The organism is Agromyces humi, from assembly GCF_009720255.1.
Lineage (GTDB): Bacteria > Actinomycetota > Actinomycetes > Actinomycetales > Microbacteriaceae > Agromyces > Agromyces humi.
Map to the genome: position 1 here is coordinate 1 of NZ_WJSP02000003.1, position 18,817 is coordinate 18,817.

The following is an 18,817-nucleotide window of genomic DNA, read 5'->3' on the forward strand; positions in this document are numbered from 1 at the left end:
CTGATGTAGCCGGAGCCCCGATGGGCCGTCCGGAATCTGATCCAACCTGCTCGCCGCATGTCCACCGGGTGTCCCTCGCGCCCACCCGGAGACCTGTCGTATGCACCTCACCGTCCGCCGCACCGGCGCGATCGCCGCGCTGGCTGCCGCCGCGCTCGGACTGACCGGTTGCGTCAGCGTGAAGCTGCCTGGTGAAAACATCGAGACGGCGACCGCGACACCCGCACTCCTCGACCTCAGCTTCGAAGCAGGTGCGAACCTGCAGGCGGACGCGCACCCTGAGCTCGTCGACACGATCGACGGTCAGGACGGCTGGCTGCTGAACGGCACCGCGACCGGCGCCCGGGTCTACAAGGACACGTCCGGCGGGTGCGTCGTCACTGTGCACAACGGATCGGTTCCGGCGTCGGTGACCGTGGACGGCGACGACCGCGCGAACACCGACAGGTATCTCGCGCACCTGTACTCCGCGCCGGAGCCGCGCATCGCCGAGTCCGCCGCTGACGCCGGGATCCCGTACGCCGGCGGTTCGGCGGCGTTCCGTCAGGTGGCAGGCGCTGACCCGGACGGCACCCGGTGGGCGACGATCGCCCGGGTGTTCGCGAAGATCAACGTCGCCGTGTTCGCGGACATCGACTGCGCGGCCGGTGCTGACGCGGACGGCGCGGTGGCGTACGTGACAACCCACGTCCACGTCGCAGGCTGAGCTTCGCCGCATGGCTTCAGGGTGTTCCACCCCTCGTCACCCAGGAAGCACCGACCCATGAGCAAGCAGGCCACCCGAGCGATCCTCTTCACCGTCGCGACGACGGTGTCGGTCGTGGCGCTGGTGGGCACACTGTACGTCTGGGCGGCACCGAAGTCAGAGGCGGACATCGTCGACCTCACGTTCGACGCCGGCAACCTCGTCCACGAAGTCGGCTCCATCGGGGTGAAGACAACCCTCGGCGACGATGACCTCTGGCAGGAAGTGGAAACCGCCAGGACGAAGCGGTTCCAACGGTTCGAGTCGAAGGACGGCTGGTGCTGGGCTGAGGTGTCGACCGTCGATCTCACCGGCGATGCGGCGCAGTTCGGCGACGACGAGGCGAGCACCAGGTTGTGGTTCGCGCAGTGGACCCCGAAGGCTGACCCGGTCATCGACCGTCGGATCAAGTTCAACGAGCAGACCAGCCCCCGGCACGTTGAAACACTCACCTGGGAATCCGGGACCAGCTACCTCACCCTTCGCGCGGTCGCGCGTGCCGGCGTCGGAACCGCCATCCAGGTCGGCTGCATGGGTGACGGGGAGCTCACCGACGCGCTCACCGAGAACGTCCGCTTGCGGACCGTCATCGCCGAACTGTGACCCGGCACGTCCGGGCCGGCAGGAGGGGGCCCGACCGTGGATGACGTATCCGGCCTCCCGTTCCTCCCGGGCATGGCGATCGTCGAGACATCCGTCGGGCTGTTCTGGTGGGCTGTCATCGCCGTCATCGTCGTGATCGTCTGCGCCGTCGTGGACATCGGATCGTGGGGGAAGAAGTGGTGGCCGCCCCGTCTGGCGGCGTTCTCCGCGTTCGCGGCGACGTCAATGCTCATCGCCGCCATCATCTTCCAGATGGTGTTCGACGCCCGCTAGTCTTCGAGCAACCGCGAGAGGATCCCGAATGTACGGCGGACAGCCAACAACGACGCTCGACCAGTTCGCCAACTCCATCCGCAACCCCGTCGCCCGGCAACAGCTCGGGTTCACCTTCAGCGACGCCGAAGCAGAATGGATCGTCACCCACGGTCCGGTCCTGCAATCGATGTATGACGCATGGCTGAGCGGCAAGCCGGTTCCTTCACCACCCGCCGCGCCAAGCGTCACGTCTGCGCCGAGCGCGCCAACGGGGCCGTACCGTGCCGAGCAGTCACCGTATGGCCGTCCTCCCATCGCCGCGTACCCGCCGGCGCCGGCCGGCGGCGCTCCGGCGCAAGCACAGCCTGTCTACCTCGTCCCCGCGCCGCAGCCGATGTACGCCGGCCCGCAGTACAGCAGGCCCGCATCTGATCCAGCACCATACGTGGGGAATCTGCTCGTCGCGGTCCGCTCGGTCTTCTCGAAGTTCGCAGACTTCACCGGCCGAGCCGGCCGACCGGAGTACTGGTGGTGGGTTCTGTTCACGTTCGCGGTCGCACTCAACGCCGTGGTGATCGACGCGGCCATCGATGCGCCAGCGTTCACCACTGCAACGTGGCTCATCCTGCTTCTGCCGTCCCTCGCTGTCACGGTCAGACGTCTCCGGGATGCAGGCTTCGGGTGGGGGTGGATCTTCATATCCCTCGCCCCGTTCGGCGGGATCGCACTGCTCGTGATGACGCTCCAGGGCCCATACGAGGAGCGGCAGGCGAGCCAGTCGTGGGCAGGATAGGGTTTCGCCGATGAACGGCACCATCGAATCGCTGCAGAACGACGGTTTCACCGGCTTCCGCCGCATCACCGACCTCGGCGATGACCTCCCCACCGACGGTGGTGTGTACGTCGTCGTCCGCCGATCCACCGACGAACCGGTGTTTCTCGGGACGAGCACAGCGGGCCGGTACCGTGAGAAGGACCCGACCGTATCCCAGACGGACCTCCGCAACGCTTGGGTGCCCGGGGTGCAGCTCCTCTACGTCGGGGCGTCCGGTGACATCCGACGCCGGCTCTACGAGCTCGCACGGTTCGGGGCTGGCCATCCGGCAGCGCACTGGGGAGGCCGGTTCCTCTGGCAGCTCCATGACGCCGAAGACCTCGAGGTGGCGTGGAAGGCCACACCGGAACACGCAACCGAAAAGGCGACGATCCTCGACGAGTTCCGCGCCGAGCACGGTGCGGCACCGTTCGCTAACCGGACGGTCGGAGAAGCAGGACTCGCCTAGCGGCTTGCGGGCGCGAACCGACGCCGCCACCTCGCTTCCGCGCATGCACTCTTCATGGATGAAGAGAAGATCGCCAACGCGGTCGCGAAGCAACTGGACTACCTCGTCGGCCTGTACGGCCCGCGGGACGCATGGCTGAACGTGTCCGTCTTCGCCAACTTCGTCGCGAACGCCGCCCGCATCGGCGGCCGCGACAAGGACCGACTGCAGGAGAAGATCCGCAAGCACCTCGAGAAGCTCGCCGAAGCCGGCGAGGTGCAGCGCTGGACGGATCTCTGGGGCGCCGGAAGCCCTCGTAGGAAGCTGCTGTACCGCCGCACGGTTTCCGCTCCCGTCCGATAGGCAACGACACAGGCCTTCAGAACCCGGGGCCTGTGTCGTTCCAGTCAGCGGGAGCGCGGCACAGCGCTCGGATTGCGAGCAGGCCGCGGTGACGGATCGGCGTCCGCAACCGACAGTGATGTGTGAACCGCGCCGCACTGGGATCTTCCTGTTCGAACACGGCGCTCAGGGCCGACAGGAAGGGGCCGGGATGGGGAGACGACTCGGGGACGGCGGACGCCGTCGCGGCGGCATCCTCATCGACGCCGCCGTCGGCCTTGCCGTGGTCACAACCACCGTTGCCGGGCTCGCAGCGGTCAGCACCGCCGCTGAGCAGGCCGTCACAGCAACGGCCACCAGCACCGAACGGGCGGCATGGGCGCGAACCGAAGCGGCGACGCTGTCACGGGACCCTAGCCAGGTCCCAGCCGGGACGCCCGTCGGCGCGGACACCACCATCGGCGCCGGAACCGTCCCGGTGTTCCGGTGGAGGGAAGACCTCACCGGCATCGCCAAGATCAACGTCTCCGTACCGACCGGTGACTCCGCAGACTGCGCCGACCCGGACATCCGGGCCACCGCATGCTTCACCGCCACCGTGTCCGTCACAACCGCCGATCCCGGGATCATCACCACGCCGGTGGATGCTGAATTCGCACCCGCCGAGGTGGCGCTCGGCGCCGGCGCCGCCGTCGCCTCGACGACCCTCACCTCGTTCACCGTCCCGGACGTCGGAGAGGTGCGCTACGTCGTGAGAGTCGACGCGGCTACCGGTGTCGGCGAGGTGCGCTTCGTGTCCGGCGGCCGTGTCCTCGAGGCGATCCTGTTCGACGAGTCCGATGACACGTACTTCTACGGTTCGGTGTTCGCCACGCCAGACGACACGGTCGACGTAGAAGTTGTCGGCGCCTCCGTCCACCTGTCCCGGTTCACGCTGTACGAGGCGGCACGATGAGGATCCCGAACACGCATTTCGCGACCGCGGCGGTCACCGTCGCGACACTGACAGTCCTGACGGTCGGCACGGCCGGCTTCGCGTTCTGGAAGCTGCAAACAGACACGGCAGCGACCGACCATTCCCGGGTCGTCGCCGCAGAGTCCCGGTGGCGTGCGGACGTCACCGACGCAGTCGGGATTCGGCCAGGCGAACGGCAGGTGACGTTCGTAGTCGAACGCGACGGACGCTGCATCGAGTCGCTCTGGCAGGTGAAGCCTGAGAACGGACGGTTCGACCTCGCCCTGACCGAAACCACCTTCGGAGTCGACGGTGGGCTGGCTCCCACCGGGTGCCTCGGCACCGTCGAGGACACCTCCGCCGCGACCTTGTTCACCGACATCGCCGACGCTGACCCGTTCGGGTACGAGAACGTCGGCGGACGCACCTTCACTCGCACAGGAGACCTCCTCACCCTCGACCCAGTCCCCAATCCGGCGGGGATCAGCGAAGTGAAATGGTCGAGCTCGGCCGTCAAGCGAGTCTCCGTGCACATCACCGCCGGGGTCTCACTACCCGCACCGTCCGCCGATCAGGTGTTCGTGGAGAACGCCCCGCGCATGTCCGTCCTGAACGGTGCCGCGTCCGGCACGTCCACGTTCGTCGCCCCATGAGGACCCAGATGACCAGCATCCGAACACTCCTCCGCTCCAACCGCGGTTCGATGACCGCCGGAGTGTCCTTCATCGCCGTCGCAGCGGTGATCGCGTCGACGCTGGCGCTCACGGCCGCGACCACCATCGCCGAGCAGCACACCTACGCGGACACGATCCGGACTGGAGCGGCGATCGACGCGAGGTACTCCCAGTACCTCGCCGAGTTGAACGCCGGCGTACCAGCGACAACCGGCCCGGTGTCGTACAACGGCGTCGATGTCGAAGCCGCGGTCGTCACCGCCACGGACGGCACCCCCAAGCTGCAGCTGACCGCCGTGAACGCATCCGGCGCGACGGTGGAGGAGACCCGTGAGCTCACCTCCGCCGCAGGGACCCACATCACCGGGTTCACGAACGAGGGCGCACCCACCTGGGGTTCCGTCGACCGAGTCATCGAAGGGCGCTTCTCCACCGCCGGCGGACACGCGATCGCCACCGGCCCGAGCCGCGCTTGCATCCTCGACACCGCAGGCGCCGCCTGGTGCTGGGGTGCGACCGTCGGCGACGGCACCCCGAACGGACGACCTACCCCCACCCGAGTCGACATGGGCGCAGTCCCGTCGGGACGCAAGCTCACCGCACTGTTCGCGGAGCAGTCCAACGCCGGTGCGAGCGGAGTGTGCGCCCTCGACAACGCCGGAACCGCCTACTGCTGGGGTCCGAACTCGAGCGGACAGCTCGGCGTCGGCGCCGGCGCGGCGAACCGCCCCACCCCGGTTCTCGGCGATCACCGCTTCACCACACTCACCATGGATTCCGGCACCATCTGCGGGATCCGCACCGACCTCGTCGGGATGTGCTGGGGCGAGAACACCGACGGGCAGGTCGGGAACGGCGAAGTCGGAGCGGTGACCGCACCGACCGCCACGGAGAACAACCGCAAGTTCGTCTGGCTTGAGACCCGCGCGCACACCACCTGCGGCATCGCCGCAGGCGGGGACACCGCAGCCGGGGGCCTGCTCTGCTGGGGCCTGAACGAGGCATCAGGGCGGATCTCCCCGACCCGCGTCGACGAGAACCTCAACCTGACCACCGGCTCCTTCACCCACGACGGTCACCTCTGCGCGATCGACGGCGCCGCACGCGCCTGGTGCCTGAACGGGTTCGGCGGCGGGTCCGACCGGAACGGTCTGCTCACCCGAGTCGCCGGGGACACCCGCTTCCAGAACCTCACCGTCCGCGCCGGCACCGCCTGCGGGCTCACCACCGCCTCCACGGTCGTCTGCTGGGGTGAAGGCTCCGCCGGGCAGCTCGGCAACGGGCAGGCCGCTGACAGCAACGCACCGGTGCAGGTCGCGCTCCCGCACCTCGCAACGGATCTCGCCGTGGGCGACCGGTTCGCCTGCGCCTTGGATGACCACCGTCACGTCTCCTGCTGGGGTGAAGGCTCCGACGGGCAGCTCGGCAACGCCGACACCGGCAACGCCGCCGCACCCGTCGAAACCGCCGGTGCGCTCCGTCTCGCTCACGTCGCCGCGGGACCCGGCACCGGCTACGCCGTCGATTGGAAGGGCCGCCTGTACGGGTGGGGGCTCAACCAGCAGGGCCAGGCCGGCGTCGGCTCCACCGCTGATGTGGCCCGTCCGACTATCGCGCAGACCGCAACAACCGTGAACACCCCCGGCTACACCCCGTTCGCTTCCTACGGACGCTGACCCAACCGAAAGGCCTCGCATGTCCGCTGACAACTACTGGCTGATCCGCCGCACCCAGAACGGGTTCGTGCCCGTGATGGGGTTCGCCTCCGACGACTGGAAACCCCAGCCGAGAAGCGACGCACCCGTGTTCGCCACACCGGACGAGGCTCTCGACTCGGTGATCGACGAGTACGCCGAGTACGGCCACTCCATCGACCCGGAATGCTACCTCGACGACGCCGACTGGGCGGCGAAGCTCGAAACCCGCACCAGCCTCCTGGAGGACTTCGAATGGCTGCTTCAGCAGGAAGACGTCGACGCGCGCGACCTCCTCGGCGTCGTCGAGCACCACGCGAACTTCTGACCGGAGCCCTCCGCCTCCTCGTCACCCCGGCCGGGCTCGTCACCGTCGCCGTGATCGCGCTCGCATCCGTCGTCGTCGGCCCGCCGATCGCGGTGTTCGCCGATCAGCGTGCGGACATCGCTGCCGCGGAGTCGCGCGTCTCCAAGCAGGAGCGGAACCTAACCAGGCTGCAGGGCGAGCGCGCCCGGTGGGACGACCCTACGTTCATCGCCGCCGAGGCGAGGAAGCGGCTCTACTTTGTCATGCCGGGGGAGACGCTGTACCTCACGGTCGGTGAGAAGCCTGAGGAGAAGCCTCTCCCTGAGATCCTGCCTGAGATCACAGAGGTCACCCCGGATTGGATGGACGACCTGCTTGTGTCAGTCTGGGACGCCGCGCAGTGACGTACGGCGCCGCGCACGTATGACCGAATGGGATCTCCTGATGAGTACAGCCGTGACCGCGCCGGCCGTTTCGCACGCGAGCACACTCCGGCCGGCATGATGTTGCACGCCGACGAGCAGGTCACCTGCCCGAACTGTGGGACGTCACGGGAGCGAGGCGCCGCGCACCGCTGCGCCGCACCTGACCTCCTCGAGCTGAGCGCCGCCACCCAGCAGGTCATCGCGGCGTGCAGCGCGGCCGGCGGGACACCGCTGATCGTCGGCGGTGCAGTCCGGGACGCACTCCGCGCCCCGGGAACGCAGCCGAAGGACGTCGACATCGAGGTGCACGGGCTCACGGGCTTCGACGAACTCCGGGACGAGCTCGCCGCGACCGGCGCGAAGGTGGACCTGACCGGTGTGTCGTTCGGCGTCCTGAAGACGGTCCTCGACGGTGAGGACTTCGACGTTTCCCTGCCGCGACGCGACTCGAAGGTCGGTGACGGGCACCGCGGGTTCACCGTGGACGTGGACCCCACCCTCGACGAGGTGGACGCGTTCGCCCGTCGAGACTTCACGATCAACGCCATCGGGTACGACCCGACCACCGGGGAGGTCGTCGACCCGTTCGGGGGAATGGCCGACCTGGAAGCGGGGATCCTCCGCCACACCAGCGACGCGTTCAGCGAAGACCCGCTCCGGGTGCTTCGTGCCGCGCAATTCTGCGCACGGATGGGCCTCACTCTCGACGAGGACACCGCCCGTCTGGCCGAGTCGATCTCCGATACGTTCGACGAGCTGGCGACCGAACGTGTGTGGCAGGAGTTCCGGAAGCTCGCCCGCGCAGGCACGAGCATCACCGCAGCCCTTGACGTCCTAGAACGCACCGGATGGCTTCGCCACTTCCCAGCTCTCGCAGCGACCCGCGGGTGCGTGCAGGACGCCCACTGGCACCCGGAAGGTGACGTCTTCACCCATCTCGGCCAGGCAGCGGACGCCGCAGCAGCCGCGGCGGCGGCAGCCGGCCTCGAGCCGGCAGCCAGGGAACGGGTCGTCCTCGCTGCTCTCTGCCACGACCTGGGGAAGCCGGACACCACCCGCGTCCACGACGACGGGAAGGTGACCAGCTACGAACATGAAGACGTCGGATCCGTTATCGCCCGCGACTTCCTCCGTTCGATCGGCGCACCCGCGGACGTGGCCGAGCATGTCGGCATCATCGTCCGTGAGCACATGGTCGTCGCCGGCACCGGAGGAAAGGCACCATCCAAGCGGGCGGTCCGAGGCCTTCTTCGACGTCTCGGGGACGTCCCGGTAGCCGAGTGGGCGGCCGTCGTCGCAGCCGACCATGCAGGCCGCGGCACAGCATCCGGTTCTTCACCAGCTGACGCATGGCTCGCGCTTGTCGACCAGCTGGGCCCGGCGGCAGCTCCGCCACGACTGGTCCGCGGAGAGCACCTGATCGCCCGTGGGCTGCGCCCGGGGCCGGCGTTCAAGGACATCCTTGCCGCGTCGCTGGACGCGCAGGACTCCGACGTGTTCGACGACGAAGCCGGCGCCGTCCGCTGGCTCGACGGGTACCTGGCCGCCGCCAACGGCTGAAAGGTCCAACCCGGCACGTACCCGCGCATGGGTACGGTGTGAGCCTCACCCTGCCCTCCCGCACCCCGTCTCCGACGCTTGAGATGATCCTCGCGCTCGAGGCGTACCTCGCCAACGTCCCCGAAGGCGAGGTGGGTTCGGTCGCCGGATTCACCGCCGCGACCGGAGGTGAGACCCGATGAGCATGTTCAAGGTGGTTCCCGCCCGGAAGCGGAAAGCGGACGACGTCGAGCCCGCGCCCGAGGCACCGGGTCAAGTGAACCCGTGGGCAGCGGTCGCCGGGGCTGTCGAAGCACCAGCCGATGGACCAGGAACCCCGGAAGAGGACTACTCACCCAAGCCTGCAGTGAAACTCCCCGCCCGCGAGCTCATCGGAGCATCCGACGACCCTGAGGAGATGAAGCACTTCCCGGCAAAGAAGCCCGGCGTGCCGACCACGCAGGAGACCGCGGCGGAAACCGCTGCGGACGCAGAGGCGGCGCTCCGCTCCGCCGACTGGAACCCGGCGCCGAAGCCGGCCACTTCGAACCCGTTCATCGACGCCGCCGCAGCCGACTTCACTCCCCTTGAGCAGGACCCCACCGACGGTGACCGCTGGCATCGAGGCTTTACCACCGACGTCATCGAAGCCGAGATCACCGGCCCCGCCGAACCCGCCCTCGAGGACCCTCAGCGGATCGCACCGACCTACCCGGCGATCGGGATGGACGAGACGATCCTCACCGCCATCCCGGAAGGCCAACCCACCGACGAGGACCGTTTGTCGCTCGCCCTCACCCACGGCCACTCCGTGCACGGCCACGATGAAGCGGACCGCATCATCGCTGCAGCGAAGGCCGGCAGCGCATCCGACCTCGCCACAGTCGCCCGGTGGCTCGCCATCATCGACACGATGCTCGGCCTGTCCCACACGCCGGTCCCCGCCGAGGAGATCGCAGCCGAGATCGCGGGAACAGCGCACGTCGGAGAGACTCCGCTGCCAGCCCTGCAGCCGCTGCCGGCAGAGCAGCCGGCAGACCCTGTTCCCGCGACCCACCCTGAGCCTCCAGTAGCCCCGGTCAGCACCAACGGCTCCGAAGCACCGTCCGACGACCTGTTCCGCGGCCCCGCCCGGCCGGGCCGCGACCGGATGGTCACCGCCATCGCGACCGGCTTGAACGGCCCAGCCGACCTCGCCGAATGGGACGACGAGGAAGCCAAGGACGTCGTCCGCTTCGCCGACCACATGCTCGACCTCGGATACACCTCCAAGACGGAACTCCTGGACGAACTGAAGGAGATCATCACCTCAGCCGCCCTCGCCGCAACCGCGTCGGACCGATCCGACGCGGAAGGGCTCCTGTCCGCCCTGGACCTCATCGAAGACTTCCGCGGCCGCAACTGAACCCTCCTCACCGGGCCTAACGAACCCCACCTCCCTGCCGATAGTTCTCGGTGAAACGCCGGACCCCGCATTCCGGCGCGCACCGGAAGAAGGAGGTGGGGCGCGGTGAGCATGCACGAAGCATCCGCCTTGCTCTGGGAGGAACGCGAACTCCTCGACGTCCTCCTGTTCAAGCTCGAGGCCGAGCAGATGATGCTCACCGCCGGCAACACCCGGTGGTTGAACCGCGCCACCCAGGAGGTCGCAGCAGTTCAGGAACGCCTCAGCCGCGTCGGACTCGCCCGAGCGGTCGAACTGAACGGCGTCGCCGCGGAATGGAACGCACCGGAAGGCGCCGGGCTCCGCGAACTCGCCGAGCACGCCCCGGACGGACCGTGGGGAGAGATCCTCACCAGCCACGCCGCAGGCCTCGCCGCGACCGTCTCCGAGGTCGAGCAGGTCCGCTCCGCGAACGAACACCTGATCCGCGGGGCGCTTCGCGCAACCCAGGAGACCCTCGCCGACTCGAGCACGTCGACGAGCACGTACAACGCCAGAGGCGTCACCGACCAAGGCCGCGGCGTCGCCCGGCTCATCGACAAGGAGATGTAGTGGGTAGCACTTTCAGCGGCCTGAACGTCGCATACCTCGGCCTCACCGCAGCCCGCATGGGGCTGGAGATCGCAGGCCAGAACATCAGCAACGCGAAGACGCCCGGATACACCAGACAACGCGCCGAGCTGAGCTCCAACCCGTCCGTCGGCCGGGCCGGCATGTTCGCCCAGCCGCTCCCAACACCCGGCGGTGGCGTCACCGTCGACAGCATCTCCCGGCTCGGGAACATCCACGCGGACGCACGCGTCCGCACCGCATCAGCGTCGTACGGGTTCCACGGGGTCCGAGCTGAGGCGCTCCGCACCCTCGAGACCAGGCTGAACGAACCAGGGGAGAACGGGCTGAGCGCCGCCCTCGACAAGTTCTGGTCGTCCTGGTCGGACCTCGCGAACAACCCCGGGAAGCCCGCAGCCGCCGGAGTCGTCATCGAGCAGGCGACCGTCATCGCCTCCCAGATCGCCGAAGGGTACCGCGGCGTCGACCAGCAGTGGTCGTCCGTCCGCGCGACCGTGAACACCGCCACCGACGAGCTGAACAACGTCGGCCGGCAGATCGCCGAACTGAACGACCTCATCCGCTACACCGCAGCCGCTGGCGGCTCCGTGAACGAACTCGTCGACAAGCGCGCCCTCCTGGCAACCACGGTCGCGCAGATCGCCGGCGGGCAGACCATCAACCGCGAGGACGGCTCGATCGACGTCCTCATCGGAGGCAACCCACTCGTCACCGGACCCGACTTCAACGAGGTCCGGATCGTCGGCGGAACCACCCTCGGCGACAACGTCCAACTCGAGTGGACGAAGCACCCAGGGCTTGCGATCCCACTCGACGGCGGCGAACTCGGCGCGAACCTCAACCTGCTCCTTCCAGCCGCGTCCGGCGGTGTGCTCGCCCAGGCGGCACAAGCGTTCAACGACGTCGCGACCACCCTCGCCGCCACCGTGAACGCCGTCCACCAGACCGGTGCCACCCCGACAGGCACCACCGGGTTGGACTTCTTCAGCCTCACCACTGGAGCAGCCCCGGCGCTCGGACTCAATGTGATCGCAACCGGGGTGAACGACATCGCCGCCGGGAAGGTCGGAGGCGGGGCGTTGGACAGCTCGATCGCCGACAAGATCAGCCAGCTCGGCACCGGGCCAGGATCCGCGGACAACATCTGGGCGACGTTCGTCACCGGCGTCGGCGTCATCGCCCAGGCGGAGAACCAGCAGGCAACCCTCGCCGAGCTCGCATCGAACAACGCGTTCAACGCCCAGCAGGCGCAAGCCGGAGTGGACCTCGACGAAGAGAACCTCCAGATTGTGGAGTCGCAGACCGCGTACCAGGCGGCCGCGAGGGTGATGACCGCGATCGACGAAATGCTCGACACCCTCATCAACAAGACAGGACTCGTGGGCCGCTGATGATCACCAGAACCACCTCCCTCATGCGGATGGTCTCCGCAGGCCGCCACATGCAGACCGCCGGCGGGCAGCTCGCAGAGCTGCAGGACCAGGCGACCACTTTCCGGAAGCTGAACCGCCCCTCCGACGACCCGGCCGGCACCGCGAACGCGGTCGCGATCCGCTCGTCGCAGAACGCGAACGAGCAGCACTCCAGGAACGTCCAGGACGGCCTCGGCTGGCTGACCACCCTCGACTCGAGCCTCATCTCCGTCGACAGCCTCCTCGTCCGCGCACGCGACCTCACCCTGCAGGGAGCGAACGACGGGGCGATGTCGCCGGCAGCGAAGGAGGCGATCGCATCGGAGCTCGAAGCGATCCGCGACTCGCTCGTCAAGGAGGCGAACACCCAGTACCAGGGGCGCTCCGTGTTCGCCGGTACGTCGGACGCCGGGGTGGCGTTCAACCCGGACTACAGCTTCAATGGGATCCCCGGATCCAGCGTGGAGCGCCGCGTGTCCGACCAGAAGACGGTTCGTGTCGACGTCGACGGGCAGCAGGTGTTCGGCGCCGGCGGCACCAGCGTGTTCGCCCTCCTCGACCAGGTCGCTGCGGACCTCCGCTCCGGCGTCAGCGTCACCGGCCGCGTCACCCAGATCGACGTCGTCGCTGAGGGGGTCCGCAACGCCCAGGCGACCGTCGGCGCACGCCACGCGACCGTCCTCACCACGCAGGAGACCCTCGCCACCAAGAAGGTGGAGCTGGAATCCCAGCGATCCGACATCGAAGACATCGACATCAAGGAGGTGGCGATCCAACTGCAGATGCAGGAGCTCGTCTACCAGACCGCGTTGTCCGTGACCGCCCGATCCACCCAGATGAACCTCATGGAGTACCTCAGATGAGCAAGAAGCTGTCCTTCATCGCCCCGATGCCCGGCCTGGGCGACAACCTCACGTACACCCTCGATGAGATCGAGGGTGCTGAGGGGCTGTACCGGTTCGACGGTGAAGGCGGGGTCGGTTTCTACGCGATCGCGGCCGCCGATCACCTGCCGACATACAAGCCGGCGTTCGACGAGTTCGACCTCGAAGCGCTCGGCGCTGCACCTGAGGATGTCGAGGTGTTCGTCATCGCGAACTCCGGCGCGGGCGAGCTCACCGTGAACCTGCTCGCACCGGTCGCGGTCTACCAGGACCGTGCCCTGCAGGTGATCCTCGACGGGCAGGACTTCCCGATGAGGGCGACCCTCAGCTACGCCTGACCAGTTCCCTCGTCCCGCTTCGGGATGCGGGGGACCTGTACGCCTGCGACCAGCGCGGCCAGCTGCCCGTCCGCGGCGATCGCTTCGCGGTTCTGACGCTCCACCTCGTCGCGCACCTCGGCGCGGAGGATCCTGACGGTCTTCGGTGCGTCGATGTGCACTCGGACCTGGTCGCCGGCACGGCCGCGTTCGATGGTGATGGTGATGTCGTCTCCGATGAGGAGCTTCTCTCCGAACTTCCTTGCGAGGATCAGCACGAGTCCCCTCCCTTCCATGGGTGATCGATGGTTCAGTGCTGTCCGTACCATGCGCGGAAGGGCTTCAGAGCGTCGGCGTGTCTGCCGGCTTCCCGTCCACGTACCCGACCGGGACCTGCAGCAGGTTCACGGTGCCGGGTGTGAGCGTCTCTGAGGCGCGGATGACGATGAGCCCGTCGACGTGCTGCGCCGCGATCAACGGTCGCGCCCACGCGGCGGTGTCCTCCGGCTTCATCGCCGCGTCGACGACCAGCCAGAGCTCGTCCGGCGACACCGACTCCAGGTCGGCGTACCCAGCCGCCGCGACACCGTACGCGACGTACACCGGTCGTTCCCGCTCAACTGCTGCGGCGCGTGCGTGCAGGCTGCTGCGCCGGTCGACAACCGGCTCTGCGGAGCGGATGGTGGCTTCACCTCCCGGCCGGACGTCCGCGTAGCGTCCGCCCCGTGACAGGGTCTTCGCTGCAGCGACGACATCGTCGGGCCGGCCGACGAGTACGACCAGATCGCCGGGGCGCTTGGAGATGACCGGCACCTGCACGGCCCGCTCGAGCACGTCGACTGGGGACGGCTGGAAGAGGTCCAGACCGTACCGGTCCGTCGTGGTGTCCTCGGTGCCGTCGGTGAGGTCTCGCAGGCCCGCGATCACCTGCTCGAACCGGTCGGGTGCGGCCGGCTTCTCGTAGCCGTCAGCGGCGTCCTCGGCGGCGAGGAGCGCTTGGAGGCCACCGGAGGCAGAGTTCAACGTGTACGCGGACGCCGGGTCCTCATCGTCTACCTCGACGACGATCTCGTACCTCGTCTTCGCGAAGAAGCCGCCGAATCCTGGCCGGCTGACCTCCTCCGCGGAGATCACCTCCACCTTGGATCCGTCAGTGTGCGCGGCGCGGACCTTCGCCTTCGCCTCCTCGAGCGTCACTCCGTCATACGTGTGCCGGCTCATCGCGGATCACCCCTACCGTGTCGATCGTGATGTTCCCGGAAGCGGTCGCCTCCGAGTAGGAAAGGACGGTGACGCCGTGCTTCTGCGCGGCGATCATCCGGCGGACCGCGGGCCGGAGCGGCGGGGCGCAAACGACCACCGGGTTCAGGCCTTCCGCCTCAGCGGCGTCCAGGGTCCGGTTCACCGAGTCGAGGACCCGGGCGACGCTTTCGGGCCCGAGGAGGATCTGCGTGCCCTGGTCGGTGGGGCGGAGCCCTTCGAGCATCTGCTGCTCGAGCATCGGGTCGATCGTCACCACGGTCAGCTTCCGGTCCGTGATGTGCTGGGCGGCCACGGCGGGGCCGAGCGCCGCGCGGGCGGCTTCGACGAGTTGCTCCGGGTCGGTGGTGACCTTCGCACGCAGTGAAAGGGCTTCGTAGATCCGGCCGAGGTCGTTGATCGGGACGAGTTCGGTGAGCAGCCCCTGCAGGACACGCTGCACCTCGGCGAGGGACAGCGGTGCCGGGGTGAGCTCGTCGACCGCGGACGGGTTCGACTGCTTCAGGTGGTCGGTGAGGGTGCGTACATCCTCCCGGGAGAGCAGGCGGGCGGCGTTCGCGAGGACCACCTGGTTGAGGTGGGTGACGACGACGGAGACTCGGTCGATGACGGTGGCGCCGGCGAGCTCGGCGGTGCGGCGCATCTCGCCGGGGATCCACTTGCCCTCGAGGCCGAACACCGGCTCGTGGGTGATCTGACCGGGAAGCCCGGCGAGGGACTGTTCGGCGCCGATCGCGAGGACACGACCGGTCGGTGCGACTCCGCGCGCTTCCTCGACGCCGGCGATGCTGATCGCGTACGTGGAAGCAGGAAGTTCCACCGAGTCGCGGGTGCGGACCCGGGGGATGATGAAGCCGTAGTCGCGGCTGATCTTCTTCCTGAGGGCCTTCACCCGGGCGAGGAGGTCGTCGCTGGCGCCGGAGACGATGTCGACGACGTCGGGTGCGAGGCTGATCTCGAGGTTGTGGACCTGCATCTGGTCGATGAGATCCTCGGTCGTCTCAGGCTGCGCGGGGGACGTCTGGCCGGGCGTTGCCTCGCGGGCTGCTGCACGGGCCTCTGCGGCCTTCAAACGGCGGCTGACGAGGATGAGGGTCACCCCGACCGCGGCGAACGCCAGGAACGGCATCCCAGGGATCAAGCCCATGACGATCGCGGCGACACCGGCGATCAGGATCGCCACCTGCGACTGCGACAGCTGCTTCGATGCGGCAGAGCCCAGGTCGCTCTCCGCGGTAGAGCGGGTCACGATCATGCCGGTGGACACCGCCATGAGCAGCGCCGGGATCTGGGTGACGAGACCGTCGCCGATGGTGAGGATCGTGTAGTGCTCGAGCGCCTCGGTGATCTCCATGCCGTTCTGCAGCATGCCGATGGCGATACCGCCGATGACGTTGATGACGATGATGATGATGCCGGCGATCGCGTCACCCTTGACGAACTTCGACGCACCGTCCATGGCGCCGTAGAAGTCCGCTTCGGCGGCGACTTCCGCGCGGCGGGTGCGTGCCTGCTCTTCGGTGATGAGCCCGGCGTTCAGGTCCGCGTCGATGGCCATCTGCTTGCCGGGCATCGCGTCAAGGGTGAACCGTGCGCCGACCTCGGCGACTCGTTCGGCGCCCTTGGTGACGACGACGAACTGGATGACCACGAGGATGAGGAACACGACGGCGCCGATGATCACGGACCCGGAGACGGCGACGTGACCGAACGCCTGGATGACGTCTCCGGCGAACCCTTCACCGAGCACCAGTCGGGTCGATGCGACGTTCAGCCCGAGCCTAAACAGGGTCGCGACCAGCAAAAGCGACGGGAACACGGAGAAGTCCAGCGGCTTCCGCACGAACATCGTGGTGAGCAGGATGACCAACGCGAACAGGATGTTCACGATGATCAGGATGTCGAGCAGCCACGAGGGGATCGGGACGATCAGCAGCAGGAGGATGCCGACGACCCCGACTGGGACGCCGATCTTCATCAGGATGGACTTCACGTGGTTGCTCCCAGCGTCAGGGTCGGACGGTTCATGGTGTGAATGCCGGAGATGGAGCCGCGGCGCTTCAGCGCGGCGACGAAGTGGAGGACGAGCGCGACGGCCTGGTACAGGTCGACAGGGATCTCGTGGCCGAGCTTGCAGGTGTCATGGATGGCGCGGGCGAGCGGGACGTCCTTGACCATCGGGACGTTCTTCCGTTCCGCTTCCTGGCGGATCCGGGACGCGATCGCGCCCTTACCCTTCGCGACGACGCGTGGGGCACCCTTGCCGGCTTCGTACTTCAGTGCGACGGCGACATGGGTGGGGTTCACGAGGACGACATCGGCGTCGGCGACCGCAGCGATCATCCGGTTCCGGCTCATCGCGAGCTGACGGGAGCGGCGCTGCGCCTTGATCAGGGGGTCGCCGTCCGAGTTCTTCATCTCGTCCCGGACTTCCTTCTTCGTCATCATCGTCTGCTTGCGGTTCTTCTTCCAGACGACGAACACGTCGAACCCGGCGATGATCAAACCCGCGGCGACAGCCGTGACCAGCAGCGATGTGACTCCGGACGCGGCCGCCTCCAGCAGTGAGGTGATGTTCAAGCCACCGGCCTGCGTGAGGACCGGCATCAGCGCTTGGATGACCAGATAGAGGGCCAGGCCGACAACCGCGGTCTTCAGGAGCGCCTTCACGCCCTGCCAGAGCGACTGCAGCCCGAACACCCGCTTCACCCCGGCGACGAGGTTGAACTGTTCGTACTTGCCCTTGAACTTCCGCGGGTGGATGCCACCCTGCGCTGCTGAGCCGACGATGACGGCGACCGCGACGACGGCGAGCATCATCCCGAGGATCCCGAGCACCGATCCGAGTCCCTGCCCGAGCATCTCAACGGCGGCTTCCGGGTTCGGGTTCGCCGTCACCGCGAACGCTTGGTGGATCTGCGCGGACGTCGCGGATGCCGCGGACGCGATCGTCGCGGGGAGGACCGCGGCTGCGGCGCCGATACCGAGCCACGCCGTGACGTCCTGCGACTTCTGGAGCTTCCCCTTCTCGCGGACGTCCTTCATCCGCTTCTGGCTGGCTTGCTCTGTCCGTTCCTCGGAGTCGCTCATCCGCCCGTCACCCCCTGGATGGCGTGGATCGCGTCACCGGTGAGGGAGGCGATCGTGGCGGGCAACGCCACGAAGATCAGCACGCCGAGGGTGAGGGTCAGCAGGATCTTCAACGGGAACCCGAGCGCGAACGCATTCAGCGCGGGGGCGACCCGGGTGAGCAGACCCAGTCCGATGTCGGCGAGGAACAGGACGATCAGCAGTGGGCCTGCGATCTGCACGGCGGCGACCAGCACCCCGGACACCGCTGCGACGACCGTCTCGATGTTCAGGTCGTCGAACCCGGCGCCGAGCGGCACCGACTCGAACGTCGACATGAGCCCGCCGATGATCACCTGGTACGCGCCGGTGGAGAACGTCAACGCGATCGCCGCCATCCCGAAGAGGCGGGAGAACTGGGCGCCGTGGATGTTCAGTTGCGGGTCGAACCCCTGAGCGATCTGGAACCCGCCGAACGTGTCGATGAGCCCGCCGGCGTCCTGCACGGCGGCGAACAGGACGTAGACGATGAAGCCCAGGCACGCGCCGACGGCGAACTCGGCGATGAGGGAGCCGAGGAATGCGACGTCGCCGAGCTCTTCGAACCCTGACGTCACCCGAGGCGCGGCCGCGAGCGCCAGACCGATCGCGATGACCGCTTTCACACGACCCGGGAACGACTTGTGCGAGAACGGCGGGGCAATCACCACGAACGCGATCACGCGGACCGAGGCGAGCATCACTGCCTGGATCCACGGCAAGTCCACCGGGATGTACATCGGCTCAACCGCCCCCGACGAGGGAGGGGATCCGCGCGAACAGCTCGTTCGTGAACGTCACCGCTTCGGAGATCATCCAGTGCCCGCAGATGACCAGTGCCACCGCGACAGCAACCGCCTTCGGGACGAATGACAGCGTGACTTCCTGCACCTGCGTGATCGACTGGACCAGCGAGATCGCGAACCCGACGACGAGGCTGGTGATGAGGATGGGTGCGGCGAGCTTCCCGGCGAGGAGGAGCCCCTGCACGCCGATGTCCATGACCTGGTTGGTGTCCACG

24 protein-coding genes are annotated in these 18,817 nt (G+C 68.0%); 18 read left to right on the forward strand and 6 right to left on the reverse strand.

Annotation, left to right across the window (positions count from 1 at the left end; all coding sequences use genetic code 11):
* The first annotated feature begins 100 nt into the window (after positions 1 to 100).
* The 18 genes from GH736_RS00525 to fliW all read left to right on the forward strand — a co-directional run bounded on the left by GH736_RS00525 (position 101) and on the right by fliW (position 13,449).
* Positions 101 to 706 (forward strand): hypothetical protein, encoded by a 606-nt coding sequence (locus tag GH736_RS00525; RefSeq protein ID WP_159599219.1) that lies wholly within the window; start codon positions 101 to 103, stop codon positions 704 to 706.
* Between the two features lie 57 nt (positions 707 to 763).
* A complete protein-coding gene (locus tag GH736_RS00530; RefSeq protein ID WP_159599221.1) occupies positions 764 to 1,348 on the forward strand; it encodes a hypothetical protein in 585 nt (194 codons plus the stop codon).
* A gap of 36 nt (positions 1,349 to 1,384) precedes the next feature.
* A complete protein-coding gene (locus tag GH736_RS00535) occupies positions 1,385 to 1,621 on the forward strand; it encodes a hypothetical protein (RefSeq protein WP_159599223.1) in 237 nt (78 codons plus the stop codon).
* Positions 1,622 to 1,649: 28 nt separating this feature from the next.
* Positions 1,650 to 2,396, forward strand: coding sequence for a DUF805 domain-containing protein (locus tag GH736_RS00540; protein WP_159599225.1), 747 nt, complete (start codon positions 1,650 to 1,652; stop codon positions 2,394 to 2,396).
* A gap of 10 nt (positions 2,397 to 2,406) precedes the next feature.
* Positions 2,407 to 2,886 carry a hypothetical protein gene (locus GH736_RS00545; RefSeq protein WP_159599227.1) on the forward strand — a complete coding sequence of 160 codons (480 nt, stop codon included), beginning with the start codon at positions 2,407 to 2,409 and terminating at the stop codon, positions 2,884 to 2,886.
* A 54-nt stretch (positions 2,887 to 2,940) separates the two neighbouring features.
* Positions 2,941 to 3,228, forward strand: a complete 288-nt coding sequence (locus GH736_RS00550) for a hypothetical protein (protein ID WP_159599229.1) — start codon at positions 2,941 to 2,943, stop codon at positions 3,226 to 3,228.
* Positions 3,229 to 3,418: 190 nt separating this feature from the next.
* Positions 3,419 to 4,162, forward strand: coding sequence for a hypothetical protein (locus GH736_RS00555; RefSeq protein ID WP_159599231.1), 744 nt, complete (start codon positions 3,419 to 3,421; stop codon positions 4,160 to 4,162).
* Positions 4,159 to 4,815 carry a hypothetical protein gene (locus GH736_RS00560; protein ID WP_159599233.1) on the forward strand — a complete coding sequence of 219 codons (657 nt, stop codon included), beginning with the start codon at positions 4,159 to 4,161 and terminating at the stop codon, positions 4,813 to 4,815. The genes GH736_RS00555 and GH736_RS00560 overlap by 4 nt, the downstream gene beginning before the upstream one ends.
* An 8-nt stretch (positions 4,816 to 4,823) precedes the next feature.
* Complete coding sequence (locus tag GH736_RS00565; protein ID WP_159599235.1) at positions 4,824 to 6,512, forward strand: RCC1 domain-containing protein; 1,689 nt, start codon at positions 4,824 to 4,826, stop codon at positions 6,510 to 6,512.
* A 19-nt stretch (positions 6,513 to 6,531) separates the two neighbouring features.
* Complete coding sequence (locus GH736_RS00570; RefSeq protein ID WP_159599237.1) at positions 6,532 to 6,858, forward strand: hypothetical protein; 327 nt, start codon at positions 6,532 to 6,534, stop codon at positions 6,856 to 6,858.
* Between the two features lie 50 nt (positions 6,859 to 6,908).
* Entirely contained in the window at positions 6,909 to 7,241 is a 333-nt protein-coding gene (locus GH736_RS00575; protein WP_159599239.1) for an FtsB family cell division protein, read from the forward strand.
* Between the two features lie 96 nt (positions 7,242 to 7,337).
* Positions 7,338 to 8,822, forward strand: a complete 1,485-nt coding sequence (locus GH736_RS00580; RefSeq protein ID WP_203230606.1) for a CCA tRNA nucleotidyltransferase — start codon at positions 7,338 to 7,340, stop codon at positions 8,820 to 8,822.
* A 38-nt stretch (positions 8,823 to 8,860) separates the two neighbouring features.
* Complete coding sequence (locus GH736_RS00585) at positions 8,861 to 9,004, forward strand: hypothetical protein (RefSeq protein WP_159599241.1); 144 nt, start codon at positions 8,861 to 8,863, stop codon at positions 9,002 to 9,004.
* A complete protein-coding gene (locus GH736_RS00590) occupies positions 9,001 to 10,206 on the forward strand; it encodes a hypothetical protein (RefSeq protein ID WP_159599243.1) in 1,206 nt (401 codons plus the stop codon). The genes GH736_RS00585 and GH736_RS00590 overlap by 4 nt, the downstream gene beginning before the upstream one ends.
* Before the next feature lie 111 nt (positions 10,207 to 10,317).
* A complete protein-coding gene (locus GH736_RS00595; protein ID WP_159599327.1) occupies positions 10,318 to 10,797 on the forward strand; it encodes a flagellar protein FlgN in 480 nt (159 codons plus the stop codon).
* A complete protein-coding gene (gene flgK, locus GH736_RS00600; protein WP_235933779.1) occupies positions 10,797 to 12,206 on the forward strand; it encodes a flagellar hook-associated protein FlgK in 1,410 nt (469 codons plus the stop codon). The genes GH736_RS00595 and flgK overlap by 1 nt, the downstream gene beginning before the upstream one ends.
* Positions 12,206 to 13,090, forward strand: a complete 885-nt coding sequence (locus tag GH736_RS00605; RefSeq protein ID WP_159599245.1) for a flagellin N-terminal helical domain-containing protein — start codon at positions 12,206 to 12,208, stop codon at positions 13,088 to 13,090. Before flgK ends, GH736_RS00605 begins: the two co-directional genes overlap by 1 nt.
* Positions 13,087 to 13,449, forward strand: a complete 363-nt coding sequence (fliW, locus tag GH736_RS00610) for a flagellar assembly protein FliW (protein ID WP_159599247.1) — start codon at positions 13,087 to 13,089, stop codon at positions 13,447 to 13,449. Before GH736_RS00605 ends, fliW begins: the two co-directional genes overlap by 4 nt.
* On the opposite strand, the gene GH736_RS00615 is transcribed toward fliW, so the two are convergent.
* From GH736_RS00615 to fliQ, 6 genes are all read right to left on the reverse strand, one after another.
* Complete coding sequence (locus tag GH736_RS00615) at positions 13,440 to 13,706, reverse strand: carbon storage regulator (protein WP_159599249.1); 267 nt, start codon at positions 13,704 to 13,706, stop codon at positions 13,440 to 13,442. The two genes, fliW and GH736_RS00615, sit on opposite strands and share 10 nt — an antisense overlap.
* 64 nt (positions 13,707 to 13,770) lie before the next feature.
* Positions 13,771 to 14,649 carry a hypothetical protein gene (locus GH736_RS00620; protein ID WP_159599251.1) on the reverse strand — a complete coding sequence of 293 codons (879 nt, stop codon included), beginning with the start codon at positions 14,647 to 14,649 and terminating at the stop codon, positions 13,771 to 13,773.
* On the reverse strand, positions 14,630 to 16,666 hold the full coding sequence (locus tag GH736_RS00625; protein WP_159599331.1) for a flagellar biosynthesis protein FlhA: 2,037 nt from the start codon (positions 16,664 to 16,666) through the stop codon (positions 14,630 to 14,632). The genes GH736_RS00620 and GH736_RS00625 overlap by 20 nt, the downstream gene beginning before the upstream one ends.
* A gap of 11 nt (positions 16,667 to 16,677) precedes the next feature.
* Complete coding sequence (locus GH736_RS00630; protein WP_159599253.1) at positions 16,678 to 17,778, reverse strand: EscU/YscU/HrcU family type III secretion system export apparatus switch protein; 1,101 nt, start codon at positions 17,776 to 17,778, stop codon at positions 16,678 to 16,680.
* A complete protein-coding gene (locus tag GH736_RS00635) occupies positions 17,775 to 18,536 on the reverse strand; it encodes a flagellar biosynthetic protein FliR (protein WP_159599255.1) in 762 nt (253 codons plus the stop codon). Before GH736_RS00635 ends, GH736_RS00630 begins: the two co-directional genes overlap by 4 nt.
* A 4-nt stretch (positions 18,537 to 18,540) precedes the next feature.
* Positions 18,541 to 18,816: a flagellar biosynthesis protein FliQ gene (gene fliQ, locus GH736_RS00640; RefSeq protein ID WP_203230607.1), complete on the reverse strand. Its 276-nt coding sequence runs from the start codon at positions 18,814 to 18,816 to the stop codon at positions 18,541 to 18,543.
* Position 18,817 lies beyond the last annotated feature (1 nt).